Raw genomic sequence first — 14,892 nt, forward strand, 5'->3', positions numbered from 1 at the left:
GGATGATGACCGGTTTTTTGAAAATGCACGGGCTGGGCAATGATTTTGTGGTGGTCGATGAGCGCGCGCAGCGCCATGACCTCACGCCTGCCCGCATTGCCGCCCTTTCCGACCGGCATACCGGCATTGGCTGCGACCAGTTCGTCATCCTGCGCCCGGCCTGCGCCGAGGGTGCGGACGTGTTCGTGCGCTTTTTCAACGCCGATGGCTCGGAATCCGGCGCCTGCGGCAATGCCTCGCGCTGTGTTGCCGACCTTGTGGCGCGTGAAAGCGGGCGCACCAGCATCGGCCTGCAGACCCGCGCGGGCGTACTGCCTGCCACCATCATCCGCCCCGGCATGGTCACGGTCGATATGGGCGTGCCTGCGCAGGGCTGGGAAGATGTGCCGCTGGCCGAAGCGATGGACACGCTGCACCTGCCCATTGCGGGCGATCCGGCGGCAGTGTCGATGGGCAACCCGCATGCCACCTTCTTCCTGCCCACGCCTGATGCGATGGACCCGTACGTGGCGGGGCCGGAACTCGAGCACCATCCGCTCTTTCCCCAGCGCGCCAATATCGGCTTTGCCCATGTCACCGCACCGGACGCCATGCGCCTGCGCGTGTGGGAGCGTGGCAGCGGGCTGACGCGGGCCTGTGGCTCGGGCGCGTGCGCCGCCGTGGTCAACGCCATACGACGCGGGCTGGTCGCGCGCACCTGCACCGTGGCGATGGATGGCGGCGAGCTGAACATTACGTGGCGCGAGGCGGACGGCCACGTGCTCATGACCGGCCCCGCCGTGACCAGCTTTACCGGCCAGTTCAACCCTGAAGACTACCCCCGATGACCAAGCCCGAAATCCTGACCTTCGGCTGCCGCCTCAACACCTATGAGAGCGAGGTGATGCGCAACCACGCCGCCGGACTGGACAATGTGGTGATCGTGAACACCTGCGCGGTCACGGGCGAGGCCGAGCGCCAGGCGCGGCAGGCCGTGCGCCGCGCGCACCGCGAGCGGCCCGATGCCCGCATCGTGGTCACCGGTTGCGCCGCCCAGATCGACCCCGCACGCTGGGCTGCCCTGCCCGGCGTGACCCGCGTGCTGGGCAACCGCGAGAAGCTGGAAGCCGCAAGCTGGAGCGAGATGGCGCTGGGCGAAGGCCATGCCGTGTCCGACATCATGGCCGCACGGGAGACAGCACCGCATCTGGTAACCGAATTTGCCGGGCGCACCCGCGCGTTTGTCGAGGTGCAGCAGGGCTGCGACCATCGCTGCACCTTCTGCATCATTCCCTTTGGCCGCGGCCCCTCGCGCTCTGTGCCGGTGGGCGCGGTGGTGGAGCAGGTGCGCGCGCTGGTGCAGTCGGGCTACCGCGAGGTGGTGCTGACCGGCGTGGACATTACCTCATGGGGTCACGACCTGCCGGGAAAGCCGCTTTTGGGGCAGTTGTGCCGCAGGCTGCTCGCCCTTGTGCCCGAACTCGAGCGGCTGCGCCTGTCCTCGGTTGATCCGGTGGAGATTGACGAGGATATCTGGAAGCTGCTCAAGGCCGAGCCGCGCTTCATGCCCTACCTGCACCTGTCTTTGCAGGCGGGCAGCGACATCATCCTCAAGCGCATGAAGCGCCGCCACCTTACGGCCGATGCAGCAGCCGTTCTGGCGCGCGCGCGGGCACTCAGGCCCGATATCGGCATCGGGGCGGACGTCATTGCAGGCTTCCCGACCGAGGATGACGCGCTGTTTGAACAGACACTCGAATTCGTGCGGAACAATGCCCTGCCCTACCTGCATGTCTTTCCCTATAGTGAGCGACCCGGCACGCCAGCAGCGCGCATGCCCGCCATTGCCGTGCCCGAGCGCAAGGCGCGCGCGGCGCGGCTGCGTGCGGCAGGGGCACAGGCGGCACGCGACTTTCATGAACGCCTGCGCGGGCGCACCCTGCGCGTGCTGATGGAAACCGACACGGCGGGCCATTCGGAAGAATTCGCGCCGGTGCGGCTGGTGGAAGGTGCCGTGTCGGGTGCAGGGCGGATCGAGACGGTGCGCCCGGTGGCGGTTGACGATAACGGACTGGTGGCGGAAATTCTCTGATATGGCTCTTGGCTTCTTCTCACGTCTCAAGGCGGGGCTGTCGCGCTCCACGCAGAAACTCAGCGGCGGGCTGACCGCCGTCTTTACCCGGCGCAAGCTTGATGACCAGGCGCTGGAAGATCTGGAAGACCTGCTGATCTCCGCCGATCTTGGCCCCAGCGTTGCGGGCAAGGTGATTGACTCCTTCCGCCGCTCCAAATTCGGCAAGGAAGTGACGGACGAGGAAGTGCGCCAGGCATTGGCCGAAGAAATTGCCAACATCCTCCAGCCCGTCGCCATTCCGTTCGAGCCAGACCCCAGGCACAAGCCGCATGTGGTGCTGGTGGTGGGCGTGAACGGCACGGGCAAGACCACCACCATTGGCAAGATGGCCCGCTATTATGGCGAGCAGGGCAAGAAGGTGATGATGGTGGCGGGCGATACCTTCCGCGCCGCCGCCGTCGAGCAGTTGCAGGTGTGGGGCGAGCGCACCGGCGTGCCGGTCATTGCGGGCAAGCCCAATGCCGATGCGGCGGGGCTTGCATTCGAGGCCCTCAAGCGCGCCACGGCGGAAGGTGCCGACCTGCTTCTGGTCGATACCGCGGGCCGCCTGCACAACAAGAGCGCGCTGATGGAGGAACTGACCAAGATCATCCGCGTCATGCGCAAGTTTGATGAAACCGCGCCGCATTCCGTGCTGCTGGTGCTCGATGCCACCACCGGGCAGAACGCGGTGGAGCAGGTGCGGGTGTTCAAGGAACTGGTCAACGTGACCGGGCTTGTGGTGACCAAGCTTGATGGCTCGGCACGCGGCGGCATTGTGGTGGCGCTGGCCGATGCGTTCGGCCTGCCGGTGCATTTGGTGGGCGTGGGCGAGCAGGCCGAAGATTTGCGCCCCTTCTCCGCCGAGGCCTTTGCCAAGGGGCTGGTGGGGGATTCCATCAAGGTGGTTGACCGTGACGAGCCCCCCGCCACTGAAACGAATGAGACGCCCGAAGCCGGGCAGCCTCCGGCGCAGTAATCCTGCGGGGGATAAAAATCAACAGTTTCCGGGCGCCGCCTTTTTTAAAGGCGGCGTTCTTCTGAAGCTTTTTGGAAAAGCTTCACCAAAACTTTTTTATGATTAAAGCATAATCGAAATATTTTTGTGTTTTTAAAATAAAAAATACATATGTATTTTTTAGATCCATCCATTTTCTGCAAAATACTTTTATCAATACCTGATACGCTTATGAGCTATTTTGCAGCACCGGTTTTTCCTGATTGCGACTTCAGACGCATTTGACAGGCAGAAATGTATTTTTATGAACATTTGTTAATAATTTTATTTTAAATAGCGGAAATTTTACATCAATTCATACTTATTTTATTAAATATGTGCAAAATATTACAAATTAATTAGATTTTATAGTTTGAAGTCAATTGCGAAAATAATGCAATTAACGGGAAATTCTGGAACGGATTCCTCGTGAAGCAAATACTGACATCAATTGCTTTGATTTTCATAATCGTGATCTGCATTGATGACGCATTTGCCCAGAGTGAAACCTCCAAATCCCTGCCCGTCGAACTTGAGCCCTATTCCGCCCATGCCTTTCCGCTTGAAGGATGGGGCAACGCCGTGGTTGACCCGCAGGTGCCCACCCTGCATGGCGCGCCGCATCTGCTTGGCCAGTGGTTTGGCGCGCGCCGGTGGCTGAACAAACATGGCCTGTACCTCAACTTTGCGGTCAATGAGGAATTCATGGGCAATGTGCGCGGCGGGCGCACGCGCTCGGACGTGCTGGCAGGCCAGGTGGCCGGTGAACTTGATATCGACTGGCAGCGGCTTGCGCATGTAAGCGGGTTATGGACCCATATGCTCGTCATCAACGGCCATGGGCGCAACTTTGGCTACAACCTTGGTGATTCGGTCACCAACCCCGAGCAGATCTATGGCGGGCGCGGTAATGTCGTGGCGCATCTGGTGGCGCTGTATGCCGAAAAGACGTTCCTGCATAAACGGATCGTCGTTTCCGGCGGTGACATTCCGACCGGCAGCTTCTTCGCCTATGATTACGTGGCCTGTTCTTTCATGAACGTGTCGGTGTGCAGCAATTTCGCGCCGGGCAAATACGTGCCGGGCGGGCGTGACTGGCCCTCGGGCAATCTGGGCGGGGTGCTGCGCGTGTTCCCGGCCAAGAAGGTCTATCTCATGGGGGGCATCTTCATGGTGTCACCCCATTCCTATAACGGCGGCATTTCAGGCTGGGCGCTGGCCCAGAGCGGCATGAGCAAGGTCACATCGCAGGTCGAACTGGGCTGGATGCCGTGGTTTGGCAAGCATTCGCTGCGCGGCAACTACAAGCTTGGCGCGTGGTACGATAACTCGCGTTACCCCAACCTCTATTCTGATGTTCATGGCAACTCATTCCAGCTTACGGGCCAGCCGCGCCGGTATGAAGCGGGCATGAGCACGGCGTGGTTCATGTTTGACCAGATGCTGGTGCGTAATGGCCCCGGCGTTGCGGAGGGACTGGTGGCGGTGGGTGGTGCTGGCTATTCGCAGGGCAACCTCGTGGCCATGCGTGACCATGAATGGATTGGCCTTGTTGAATCAGGCTCGCCGTGGCACCGCAGGCAGGACCAGATCGGGGCCATGTTCCAGCACATGGACATGAGCAGCACGCTGTCGCTGCAACAGGAATCATCGCGCGCGCTCGGCCTGCCCTACCTGAGCAACCAGTGGGGGCCGGTATGGGGCGTGCAGCACTGGGAAAACGTGTACGAAGCCTTTTACAGCACCCACGTGCTGCGCAATTCCACCACCATGCAGTTTGACTTCCAGTACCTCCAGCACCCGGGCGCCACGACCACCTTTCATGACGCTGCGGTGCTGGGCATACAGTTGACGGCAAACCTGTAGCGGCACGGGCGCAAAGCGCGCGCGCTCGCAAGCAGGCTGCCGGGCGTTCCCTATTGGGCATCCTCCCCGTCTACGGGCGCGGGCGGAACCGGCGTGGCAAAGGATACGGGGCGCTGGGCTGCATCATTGACGTGCAGCGTAAAAATATCGGGGCGTGCATAATGTCCCGCCACGTCGAGATCGTATTTGCCCCGGATGACATCATCAAGATCGATATCGGCGGTGATGATGGCTTCCCGATCGTAAACCGGGCCTGCAATGATCTCGCCCAGCGGATTGACGATAATGCTGCCGCCACGGATGAGCACGGTCTCGGGGTTGTTGCCCTGATGGCAGTCATAGGCCTCGGGCGCATCGGCGCGGGTCATGTACTGGCAGGCGCTAAGCACGAAAGTCCGGCCCTCATAGGCGATATGGCGCATCGAGGCCTGCCAGATGTCGCGCTCATCCACCGTTGGTGCGCACCACAGGTTGATCCCGCGCGCATACATGCTCTGGCGCAGGTCGGGCATGTAATTTTCCCAGCAGATGGCGGCGCCGATACGGCCGATCCCTGTCTCGAATACCGGAATGGTGGACCCATCGCCCTGCCCCCATACCAGCCGCTCGGTGCCGGTGGGCATGAGTTTGCGGTGCCGGCCCAGCAACGTGCCATCAGGCCCGAAGAAAAGCGCCGTGCAGTAAAGCGTGGCGCCATCGCGTTCAATGACACCGACCACGATATGCGCCTTCATCTTCGCTGCGAATGAACCGATCCGCATCGTTTCCGGCCCCGGCACATTGATTGCCGATTTCCAGTAGCGCAGGTAGTCATCGCGCCCTTCGGGAAAGCGGCTGCCCAGAACGGCGCCGAATGTCAGCCCCTTGGGATAGCCGCCGATATAGGCTTCGGGGAAAACGGCAAGTTCAACACCCTGTGCTGCGGCGGCATGGCAATGCGCCTCCATGCGGTCAAGGGTGCGGGGGGTGTCGAACAGGCTGGTTCCCGCCTGTATGACGGCTATGCGACGCTGATTCATGTCCTGATCTTTCGCGGTTACGCCGGATTGTTTCGATAGCGAAAGTGGACTGTCCGCGCCTGTCTGGCAAACCGATTGTTTGGATGCCCCGGCTCGTTTTCCTGTTTTTATGGCCTGTCAGCCACCGCCATGCGGGTAAAACACAACCTTGATGCAGTCATCCTTCTTGTCCCGGAATTTCTCATACAAAGCAGGCCCCTCCTCAAGATCGGCGGAACGGTGGCTGATGACGAAGGAGGGGTCGATGTCGCCGTTCTCAATCCGCTCAAGCAGGGGCTGGAGGTATTTCTGGGCATTGGTCTGCCCCGTGCGCAGGGTCAGGCCCTTGTTCATCAGCAGCCCGATCATGACCGGCCCGAGGGCACCTGCGTAAACACCGGGCATCGACACGATGCCGCCGGGCCTGCAGCCCAGAATGGCCTGGTTGAGCGCAAAGGGCCGCTCGAGCGTGGTGGCTGACAGCAGGGCCGAGCCCACCTTCTGCATCATGGTATCCGCGCCATGCGCTTCCATGCCCACGGCCTCGATCACCGCATCCGGCCCCAGCCCGTGAGTCATTTCAACGAGGGTTTCCTGAATATTTTCAGTGCCAAAATCGATCGTCTCGGCTCCCGCCGCCCGCGCCATGGCCAGCCGCTCGGGTACCTGATCGATGGCGATGACCCGTTTGGCCCCAAGCAGGAAGCATGAGCGGATCGCCATCTGCCCCACCGGGCCGCAGCCCCATATGGCGATGGTCTTTTCGGCCTCGGGCGTGATGTCGCAGTGTTCGGCAGCCTGATAGCCGGTGGGAAAGATATCGGACAGGAAAAGAACCTGATCATCGCTCAGCCCTTCCGGCACGATGATCGGCCCGACATCGGCATGCGGCACCCGCAGGTATTCCGCCTGCCCGCCGGGAAAACCACCCGTTATGTGCGAGTAGCCAAACAGCCCCGCCAGCGGGTAGCCGAAGGTCTCGGCCTGCTGGCGGCCATTGGGGTTGGTGCGCTCGCAGCAACTCCAGTTGCCCCATCTGCATTGCCGGCACGCCCCGCACGAGATGGTAAAGGGCACCACCACCCGGTCGCCTACCGTAAGGCGGGTGTTGTCACGCCCCACCTCAACGACTTCGCCCATGGTTTCGTGGCCAAGGATGTCGCCGCACTGCATGGTTGGCATCATGCCATCCATCAGATGCAGGTCGGAGCCACAGATGGCGCAGGCGGTGACCCTGATGATGGCGTCATGTCCATCCATAATGACAGGATCAGGCACACTTTCGCAGGTGATCTTGCCTTTTTTCTGCCAGGTCAGTGCTTTCATGGGAAAACGTCCTGCTTGAGGGGGATATCAGGCAGACGCATGGGGGGGTGTATGGTTCTCTGGCCAGCGCTGGAAAAGTGCCATGAAAGACAGAAGTTTTGGAGTGCTGCCTTTTTTCAAAAAGGCAGCGTTCATCGACGCTTTTTGAAAAAAGCTTCCCCCAAAACTTCCTTATGTTTCCCAAGGAGCACGCGGCCTGGCAGGCGGAACCATTCATGACCCGGTTTACTATTGAATTGATGGCGCCCAGCACGGCTTGCCGTTTTACAGCCACATGATAGCGTGCGGCTGGACCTGAAATTGCCGGAAAAGCAGGATAATGGAGAACAGGCAGGCGCTTTCGGTAAAAGAAAAGATGGCCTATGGCTGCGGTGATGCTGCCTCCAACATGATGTGGGGCATGACGTCATCCTACCTGATGTATTATTATACGGACATATACGGGCTGCCGCTGGTTGCCGTATCGTGGATATTGCTGGTGGCCCGTGTTGTGGATGCCTTCTGCGATCCGGCCATCGGTTATGTTGTTGACCGTATCGGCGGGCTGATCGTACCGCGCCTGATCCGCTTGCTTGCCATTCCCTTTGGCCTGACGGGCTTCCTGTGCTTTGTGGCCCTGCCGCTTTCGCCCACGGGGAAAGTGGTGTGGGCTGGCGCGACCTATATCGTGTTTGGCGCCATCTATTCGTGCATCAACACGCCCTATGGTGCGCTGGCGGTCATGATGAGCCGCTCCGCCACAGGGCGGGTTGGCCTTAATGCCTTCCGCATGATGGGGTGCCAGGCCGGATCACTGCTTGTGGCGCTGCTGACCATTCCCGCCATCACATGGCTCGGTGGGGGCGAGAGTGCGGCGCAGCACCGGTATGGCATGGCGGTTTATGTGCTGGCGCTGTCCGTTCTGGGCAGCCTGTTGTGGCTGTGCGTGGCGCGTGGCTGCACCGTGCGGCATGCACCGGCACCCATCCGCCAGAACCCTATGGTCACGCTGCGCCATCTTTGCGCAAACCGGCACTGGGTGCTGAGCAACCTGCTCGCATTCTTTTACTTCGTGGGGCAGGCGGCCCTGTTCGGCTTTGTTCTGTATTACGCCCGCGTCATTCTGGGTGGTACGGAGCAACTGGGTGCGAATATCATTACCGGCGTCACCATTCTGCTATTTGCGGGCGTGCCCGCGTGCCTTCCGCTTGCAAGACGTATGGGGACTGTCCGTAGCGGGATCATATGCCTGATCGCGCAGGCAGCCGCCTATCTGATGATGGCTGCAGCAGGTGCGTCCATGACGGGTTTTTTCCTGTCCGTGGCCCTTCTGGCACTGGCTCAGGGCGTGATGTCTCCGCTGTATTACACCTTGCTCGCGCAGGCCGTGGATGATGGTGATCCACGCAGCTCGACCGGGGCGGCTGGCCTGGCATATTCGATCAACACATGGGTCACGAAACTGGCAATGGGGCTGACCGGCTTCGTTCTGGCGCAGTTCCTGTCACAGGGCCATTACATCGAGGGTGGAATTGCGCAGCCACCGGAACTGTCCGCATGGATTATGGCAGGATTTGTGTGGCTGCCACTGGGCGCGGTCTGCATGCAGGCGCTGTGCCTTCTGGCATGGCGCAGCAGGGCATGACCATCATGTCGGCCCTGTACTCGCACAAAAAGTTTTTGGGTGCCGCCTTTTTGAAAAACGCTTCACCAAAAACTTCCATTCTCTAGCGCGGCGCGTAAAGCTGTTCCAGCATGGGCGGGGCAAGCACATCGGCCGCAGGCCCATCGGCCATGATCCGCCCCTGTCGCAGCGCAATGGCGCGGTCAAACACGCGGGCAGCGGCAAGCGGATCATGCGTGGTGGCCACAATGGCGTGGCCCTGCGTGGCAAGTGTGCGCAACAGGGCATAAAGCCGCTGCTTCTGCCCGTAATCCAGCCCGGTTTCCGGCTCATCGAGAATGAGCGTGCGCGCCCCCTGCGCCAGGGCGCGGGCCAGCAGGGCCGCCTGCCGCTCGCCACCCGAAAGCTCGGTATAGGGCCGGTCCGCCAGATGGGTTATGCCCAGCGCATGCAGCGCGTGCGTCACCTCATCGCGGTCATGGCGATGCAGGCCCGGCGCAAAGGGCGTTTCCGCCAGGCGGCCCATGCCCACGATGTCACGCACGCTGTAGGGAAACAGCGGCACATGCCCCTGCGGCACATAGGCAATACGCCGCGCCACCTCGCGCCGCGACCACGCCTGCATGGGCCGGCCTTCCAGCAGCACCTGCCCAGCCCCCGGTCGTGTCAGCCCCAGCAGCAGGCGCAACAGCGTGGTCTTGCCCGCGCCGTTATGGCCGAGCAGCGCGGTCATCTCCCCTGCCCTGATGCCAAACGACAGGTCATGCAGCACAATGCGCCCGGCATGGCTGAAACTGACATGATCCATGCACAGCACGACACTCATGCCCGCCACCCCCGCCGCAGCAAGGGCAGCACGGCCACGAACAGCGCAACACCGAGCAGGTCGGCAATCAGGCCCACGGGAATTTCCTCGACTGAAAGCGTGCGCGCCAGATCATCGCACACCAGCAGGAACATGCCGCCAAGGCAGGCACTCGTGGGCAGTACGCGCATGTTGCACGGCCCCACCAGCAGCCTTGCCACATGCGGCACCACCAGCCCCACCCAGCCAATCATGCCCGCAACCGAGACCGTGAGTGCTGCCAGCACCGTGGCCGCGCCAATCACGCCGTAGCGCAGCGCCACGACCGGAATGCCCAGCGTGCGGGCCTCCTCATCGCCCATGGCCAGGCCATCGAGCATGCGCCCGCACGCGCTGAGCAGCACGATGCCTACCACAACCGGCCCCACCATCACCCCCAGCGCGCGCGGCGTAACCTGCGTGAGGCTGCCCAGCAGCCAGAACACGATGTCAGGCAGCTGGTTCTGCGGGTCAGCGATGTATTTGAGCAGCGACAGCAGCGCCGTGAACAGTGCCGAACTGATCAGCCCGCCAAAGACCAGCATCAGCATCGACGCGGCATCAAACAGATGCGCCACCCCCACGCCACAGGCCACCGCCAGCAACCCGCCAAGAAAGGACAGTCCGCCCACACCCGCAGGCCCAAGCCCCCACACAATGCCCAGCGCCGCCCCGGTGCCCGCACCGGCCAGCACGCCCAGCAGGCCCGGCGAGACCAGCGGGTTGCGAAACACCGCCTGATACGCCGCCCCCGCCACCGAAAGCGCCGCCCCCACGCAAAGCGCGCCGCCAATGCGCGGCAGGCGCGCGCCAAACACGACGCTGTGCACCATATGCGCCTGTGGCGTATCGGCCCGCGCCACCAGCCCGATGCTGGCCGCCAACGCGTGCAGCACCTGCGCGGGCTGCACCGCAAAGCGCCCGATACAGGCCGAGAAAACCGCAAACGCCATCAGCACGATAGTCGCCAGGGCTGCAATGGTCAGTCCGCGCAACCTCAAGGGGCGCTGCCCGGCACGGGCTGCGGCGGCTGGCCGGCAAGGATGCGCTGTGCGTCATCCGCGGTCAGGTTGTAGTGGAAATAGGTGCGGTAGAAATCCTGCGTCAGCACCACGGGGTCGATATCCGTAAACAGGTCGGGGTGCAGCGTTTTTGCCGCCCAACTGATCTGGAGCGGCAGTTCGCTGCCATAGCGATCCCACGGGAACACGCCAGATGGGTTGGCATGGATCCGCCCGTTGCGCACGGCATCCAACCGCTGCCACAGCCCGCCATCGGCGGCAGGGTCGATGGTGCCGCATTCGGGGCCAAGGATGATGACATCAGGGTTCCACGCCGCCACCTGCTCGGGCGTGACCGGCTTCATGTTGCCACTCACCCCGGTTGCCGCATTGCGGCCTCCCGCCAGCGTAATCCATTCATCCACGATGCTGGCCGCCCCATCCACCCGCAGCGGGTGGAGCGACTGGATGTGCAGCACGCGCGGGCGTGCGGCCGCGGGCACGTTGGCAAGACGCTCGCGCACGTCATTGACCGTCTGCTTCATCATGGTGCGGTAATGGGCTGCAGTAGCGTGCGCGTGCTCTGTGCCGAGGGCCGCCGCCGTCATGTCCACCACGCGCAGCAGGCCATCGACATCCTGAAACGACGAGACGAGCACCGGAATACCCACCGCGCCAAACGCCGTAATGGCCGCCGAGGCCTGCGGCACGAATACAAGATCCACCTGGTCATGCAGCAGGGATTCGGCATTGACCTGCGGCCCGTTGACCACCTGCGCCTGCGCGAGTGCCGGAAACACCCGGTACATCCACGGCCGTGCCTGCGGGCTGTCCACCGTCATGACAATCTGCTGCACGCCGCCAAGCATCAGCAGCAGTTCGTTATGGGCGAACCACAGGTCGGCAATGCGGGCGGGATGATCAGGCACGGCCTGCGCGTGGCCCGCCATGTCCGTAATTTCGCGCGCCGTGGCGGGATGGGCCGCGAGGCCCGCTGCCATGGCGCATGCCAGCGCCCCCGTGGCTACAGTGCATCTGCCCCAGTTCACAATCCTGTCCCCTGAGCGGTTATTATATCCTTGCAGATATATAGACTAACCGGCCCGGCGCAATCAGCCGCACAGGGATTGCCTGAAAAGCCAACCCTGAAAACATAAGGAAGTTTTTGGTGAAGCTTTTTTCAAAAAGCTTTAAAAAAAATGCCGCCTTTTTGAAAAAAGGTGGCACCCAAAAACTTTTATCGTTTTTTAAATCTGCCTGTCAGGCCTCGTAAGTGCTCATATCGGGGCAGGAGCAGATCAGGTTGCGATCACCATAGGCATTGTCCAGCCGGTTGACGGGCGACCAGTATTTGCTTGCCGGATGCACAGCACCGGGCAGGCAGGCGCTCGCACGGTCATAGGCGCGCGCCCAGTCGGGGTCGGTCAGGTCGCGCACGGTGTGCGGCGCGTGGCGCAGGGGGCTTTGCTCAATGGTGAGTTCGCCTGCCGCAACCGCGCTGATTTCCTTGCGGATGGCAATCATCGCATCACAGAACCGGTCCAGTTCGGCCCGGCTTTCAGATTCGGTCGGCTCGATCATGAACGTGCCCGCAACCGGAAAGCTGACCGTAGGCGCATGGAAGCCATGGTCAACCAGCCGCTTGGCAATGTCATCAACCGTCACCCCCGTCTCATCCTTGAGCGGGCGCAGGTCGATGATGCATTCATGCGCAACACGGCCATTGGCCCCCTGATACAGCACCGGGTAATGGGCCGCGAGGCGGGTTGCGATGTAATTGGAGTTCAGGATCGCGACCTCGGTGGCACGTTTCAGCCCCGCATCGCCCATCATGACCATGTACATCCACGAAATGGGCAGCACATCCGCCGAGCCGAAGGGGGCTGCCGAAATGGCATTGGCCCCGCCATCCTGCGGCGCGCCCGGCAGGTAGGGGGCCAGATGCGCCCCCACCCCGATCGGTCCCATGCCGGGGCCACCGCCGCCATGGGGAATGCAGAAGGTCTTGTGCAGGTTGAAATGGCTGACATCGCCGCCATACACGCCCGGCTGGGCAAGGCCCACCTGCGCGTTGAGGTTCGCGCCATCAACGTAAACCTGCCCGCCTGCCGCGTGCACAAGGTCGCAGATCTCGCGCACGTTCTCCTCGAACACGCCATGGGTCGAGGGATAGGTGATCATGATCGCGGCCAGCGCATCGGCGTGCTTCGCAATCCTGGCCTTCAGGTCTTCAATATCGACATTGCCGTTGCTGTCACACGCCACCACCACCACCTTCATGCCCGCCATCTGGGCGGAGGCCGGGTTGGTGCCATGCGCCGAGGCCGGGATGAGGCATACATCGCGCCCCACATCACCACGCGCGCGGTGGTAGCCGCGAATGGCCATCAGCCCCGCGAACTCGCCCTGCGCGCCCGAGTTGGGCTGGAGCGAGACCGCCGCATAACCGCTGATCTGGCACAGCATGCGCTCAAGGTCGGCAAACAGGCGGGCATAGCCGCGCATCTGGTCGGCTGGCGCGAAGGGGTGAATATTGCAGAATTCGGGCCATGTGATCGGCAGCATCTCCGCCGTGGCGTTGAGCTTCATGGTGCACGAGCCCAGCGGGATCATGGAGCGGTCAAGCGCAAGGTCACGGTCGGCGAGGCGGCGCATGTAGCGCAGCATGTCCGTTTCCGACTGGCAGGCCGAGAAGATCGGCTGGGCCAGAAGCTCGCCCGTGCGCACAAGGCTTTCGGGGATGGTGCTGCCTGCGGCGGCAAGCCCGGCCTCAACCTGCGCTGCGCGGGTCGCATCGCCACTGACAGCCGCCCAAAGTGCACGCACCGTGTCAGGCGTGGTGGTCTCATCAAGGCTGATGCCCACATGCACCCCGTCAACCCGGCGCAGGTTCATGCCCGCATCGAGCGCACGCGCCATGACCGCATCGGTCTGCACGCCGGTGTTGACGGTGATGGTATCAAAGAACGCCTGCGTCACCACCTCGGCGCCAAGCGCGCGCAGCCCTGCGGCAAGGATGGTGGTGAGTTTGTGAATGCGCGAGGCAATGGCCTTCAGCCCCACCGGCCCATGATACAGCGCGTACATGGAGGACACGATGGCCGGCAGCGCCTGCGCCGTGCAGATGTTCGAGGTCGCCTTCTCGCGGCGGATGTGCTGCTCGCGCGTCTGGAGCGCCAGACGGTAGGCAGGCTTGCCGCGTGCATCGATCGACACGCCCACGATACGGCCGGGAATGTTGCGGCGGAAGGCATCGCGCACCGCCATATAGGCCGCATGCGGGCCACCGGCCCCCATGGGCATGCCGTAGCGCTGCATGGAGCCCACCGCAATGTCGGCCCCCAATGCGCCGGGGCTTTGCAGCAGCATCAGCGCCAGCGGGTCGGCGCACAGGGCGGCGATGGCACCGGCGGCATGCAGCTTTTCAATCCACGCGCGCGGGTCGCGCAGTTCACCCGTCGAGCCGGGATACTGGAACACCGCGCCAAACACCGCCTGCGCATCAAGGTCGGTGGCAGGGTCGCCCACCACGACCTGCCAGCCCAGCGGCTCGGCGCGGGTGCGGATGACGGCGATGGTCTGCGGATGGCAGGCGGCATCGACAAAGAAGGCGCTGGCCTTGCTTTTGGCCACGCGGCGGGCCATGGCCATGGCCTCGGCGGCGGCGGTGCCTTCATCGAGCAGCGAGGCGTTGGCCACGTCCAGCCCGGTCAGTTCGATCACCAGCGTCTGGAAATTGAGCAGCGCTTCAAGCCGCCCCTGGCTGATCTCGGGCTGGTAGGGCGTATAGGCGGTGTACCAGGCCGGGTTCTCCAGCACGTTGCGCTGGATGACGCCAGGCAGGATGGTGTCGTAATAGCCCTGGCCGATCAGCGAGGTCAGCACCCGGTTCTCAGCCGCTATGCCGCGCAGCCGGGCCAGCGCCACATGCTCGGGCACGCCCGCGCCAAGGCCCATGGCGCCCCCGAGGCGGATGGAACCGGGCACGGTCTGGGCCATCAGGGTGTCAAGCGTATCCGCCCCCACCACGCGCAGCATGGCCGCCACGTCATGTGCATCGGGGCCAACATGCCGGGCGCAGAACGCCCCGGCGTCAGCGCCCGTATCTTGCCACAGGGAAGAAGAACCGCAGGAAGAAGACGTCACGGCCAGCATACTCCGTCAA

The 14,892-nt window shown here is 62.8% G+C and carries 11 protein-coding genes; 5 read left to right on the forward strand and 6 right to left on the reverse strand.

The window, feature by feature from the left end; genetic code table 11:
• Positions 1-2: 2 nt before the first annotated feature.
• The 4 genes from dapF (at position 3) to QEG70_RS07705 (ending at position 4,955) form a co-directional block, all read left to right on the forward strand.
• On the forward strand, positions 3-827 hold the full coding sequence (dapF, locus tag QEG70_RS07690; protein WP_308720121.1) for a diaminopimelate epimerase: 825 nt from the start codon (positions 3-5) through the stop codon (positions 825-827).
• Positions 824-2,071 (forward strand): tRNA (N(6)-L-threonylcarbamoyladenosine(37)-C(2))-methylthiotransferase MtaB, encoded by a 1,248-nt coding sequence (gene mtaB / locus QEG70_RS07695; protein ID WP_308720122.1) that lies wholly within the window; start codon positions 824-826, stop codon positions 2,069-2,071. Before dapF ends, mtaB begins: the two co-directional genes overlap by 4 nt.
• Before the next feature lies 1 nt (position 2,072).
• Positions 2,073-3,071, forward strand: a complete 999-nt coding sequence (gene ftsY, locus QEG70_RS07700; protein WP_308720123.1) for a signal recognition particle-docking protein FtsY — start codon at positions 2,073-2,075, stop codon at positions 3,069-3,071.
• A 483-nt stretch (positions 3,072-3,554) separates the two neighbouring features.
• Positions 3,555-4,955, forward strand: coding sequence for a carbohydrate porin (locus QEG70_RS07705; protein ID WP_374762573.1), 1,401 nt, complete (start codon positions 3,555-3,557; stop codon positions 4,953-4,955).
• Positions 4,956-5,005: 50 nt separating this feature from the next.
• Here the strand turns inward: QEG70_RS07705 and QEG70_RS07710 are convergent, their stop codons facing one another.
• A complete protein-coding gene (locus tag QEG70_RS07710; RefSeq protein ID WP_308720125.1) occupies positions 5,006-5,974 on the reverse strand; it encodes a carbon-nitrogen hydrolase family protein in 969 nt (322 codons plus the stop codon).
• Positions 5,975-6,091: 117 nt separating this feature from the next.
• Entirely contained in the window at positions 6,092-7,279 is a 1,188-nt protein-coding gene (locus tag QEG70_RS07715) for a zinc-dependent alcohol dehydrogenase (RefSeq protein ID WP_308720126.1), read from the reverse strand.
• Positions 7,280-7,598: 319 nt separating this feature from the next.
• Here QEG70_RS07715 and QEG70_RS07720 point away from each other — a divergent pair, with 319 nt between their 5' ends.
• Positions 7,599-8,903: an MFS transporter gene (locus QEG70_RS07720; RefSeq protein WP_308720127.1), complete on the forward strand. Its 1,305-nt coding sequence runs from the start codon at positions 7,599-7,601 to the stop codon at positions 8,901-8,903.
• Positions 8,904-8,985: 82 nt separating this feature from the next.
• Here QEG70_RS07720 and QEG70_RS07725 read toward each other — a convergent pair whose 3' ends face one another.
• From QEG70_RS07725 to gcvP, 4 genes are all read right to left on the reverse strand, one after another.
• Positions 8,986-9,708, reverse strand: a complete 723-nt coding sequence (locus QEG70_RS07725; RefSeq protein WP_374762568.1) for an ABC transporter ATP-binding protein — start codon at positions 9,706-9,708, stop codon at positions 8,986-8,988.
• On the reverse strand, positions 9,705-10,679 hold the full coding sequence (locus QEG70_RS07730) for a FecCD family ABC transporter permease (protein WP_308720233.1): 975 nt from the start codon (positions 10,677-10,679) through the stop codon (positions 9,705-9,707). Before QEG70_RS07730 ends, QEG70_RS07725 begins: the two co-directional genes overlap by 4 nt.
• 44 nt (positions 10,680-10,723) lie before the next feature.
• Positions 10,724-11,728: an ABC transporter substrate-binding protein gene (locus tag QEG70_RS07735; RefSeq protein WP_308720129.1), complete on the reverse strand. Its 1,005-nt coding sequence runs from the start codon at positions 11,726-11,728 to the stop codon at positions 10,724-10,726.
• 259 nt (positions 11,729-11,987) lie between these two features.
• Positions 11,988-14,882 carry an aminomethyl-transferring glycine dehydrogenase gene (gcvP, locus tag QEG70_RS07740; protein ID WP_308720130.1) on the reverse strand — a complete coding sequence of 965 codons (2,895 nt, stop codon included), beginning with the start codon at positions 14,880-14,882 and terminating at the stop codon, positions 11,988-11,990.
• Positions 14,883-14,892 lie beyond the last annotated feature (10 nt).

It is taken from the genome of Komagataeibacter xylinus (assembly GCF_031081985.1).
GTDB lineage: Bacteria > Pseudomonadota > Alphaproteobacteria > Acetobacterales > Acetobacteraceae > Komagataeibacter > Komagataeibacter xylinus_E.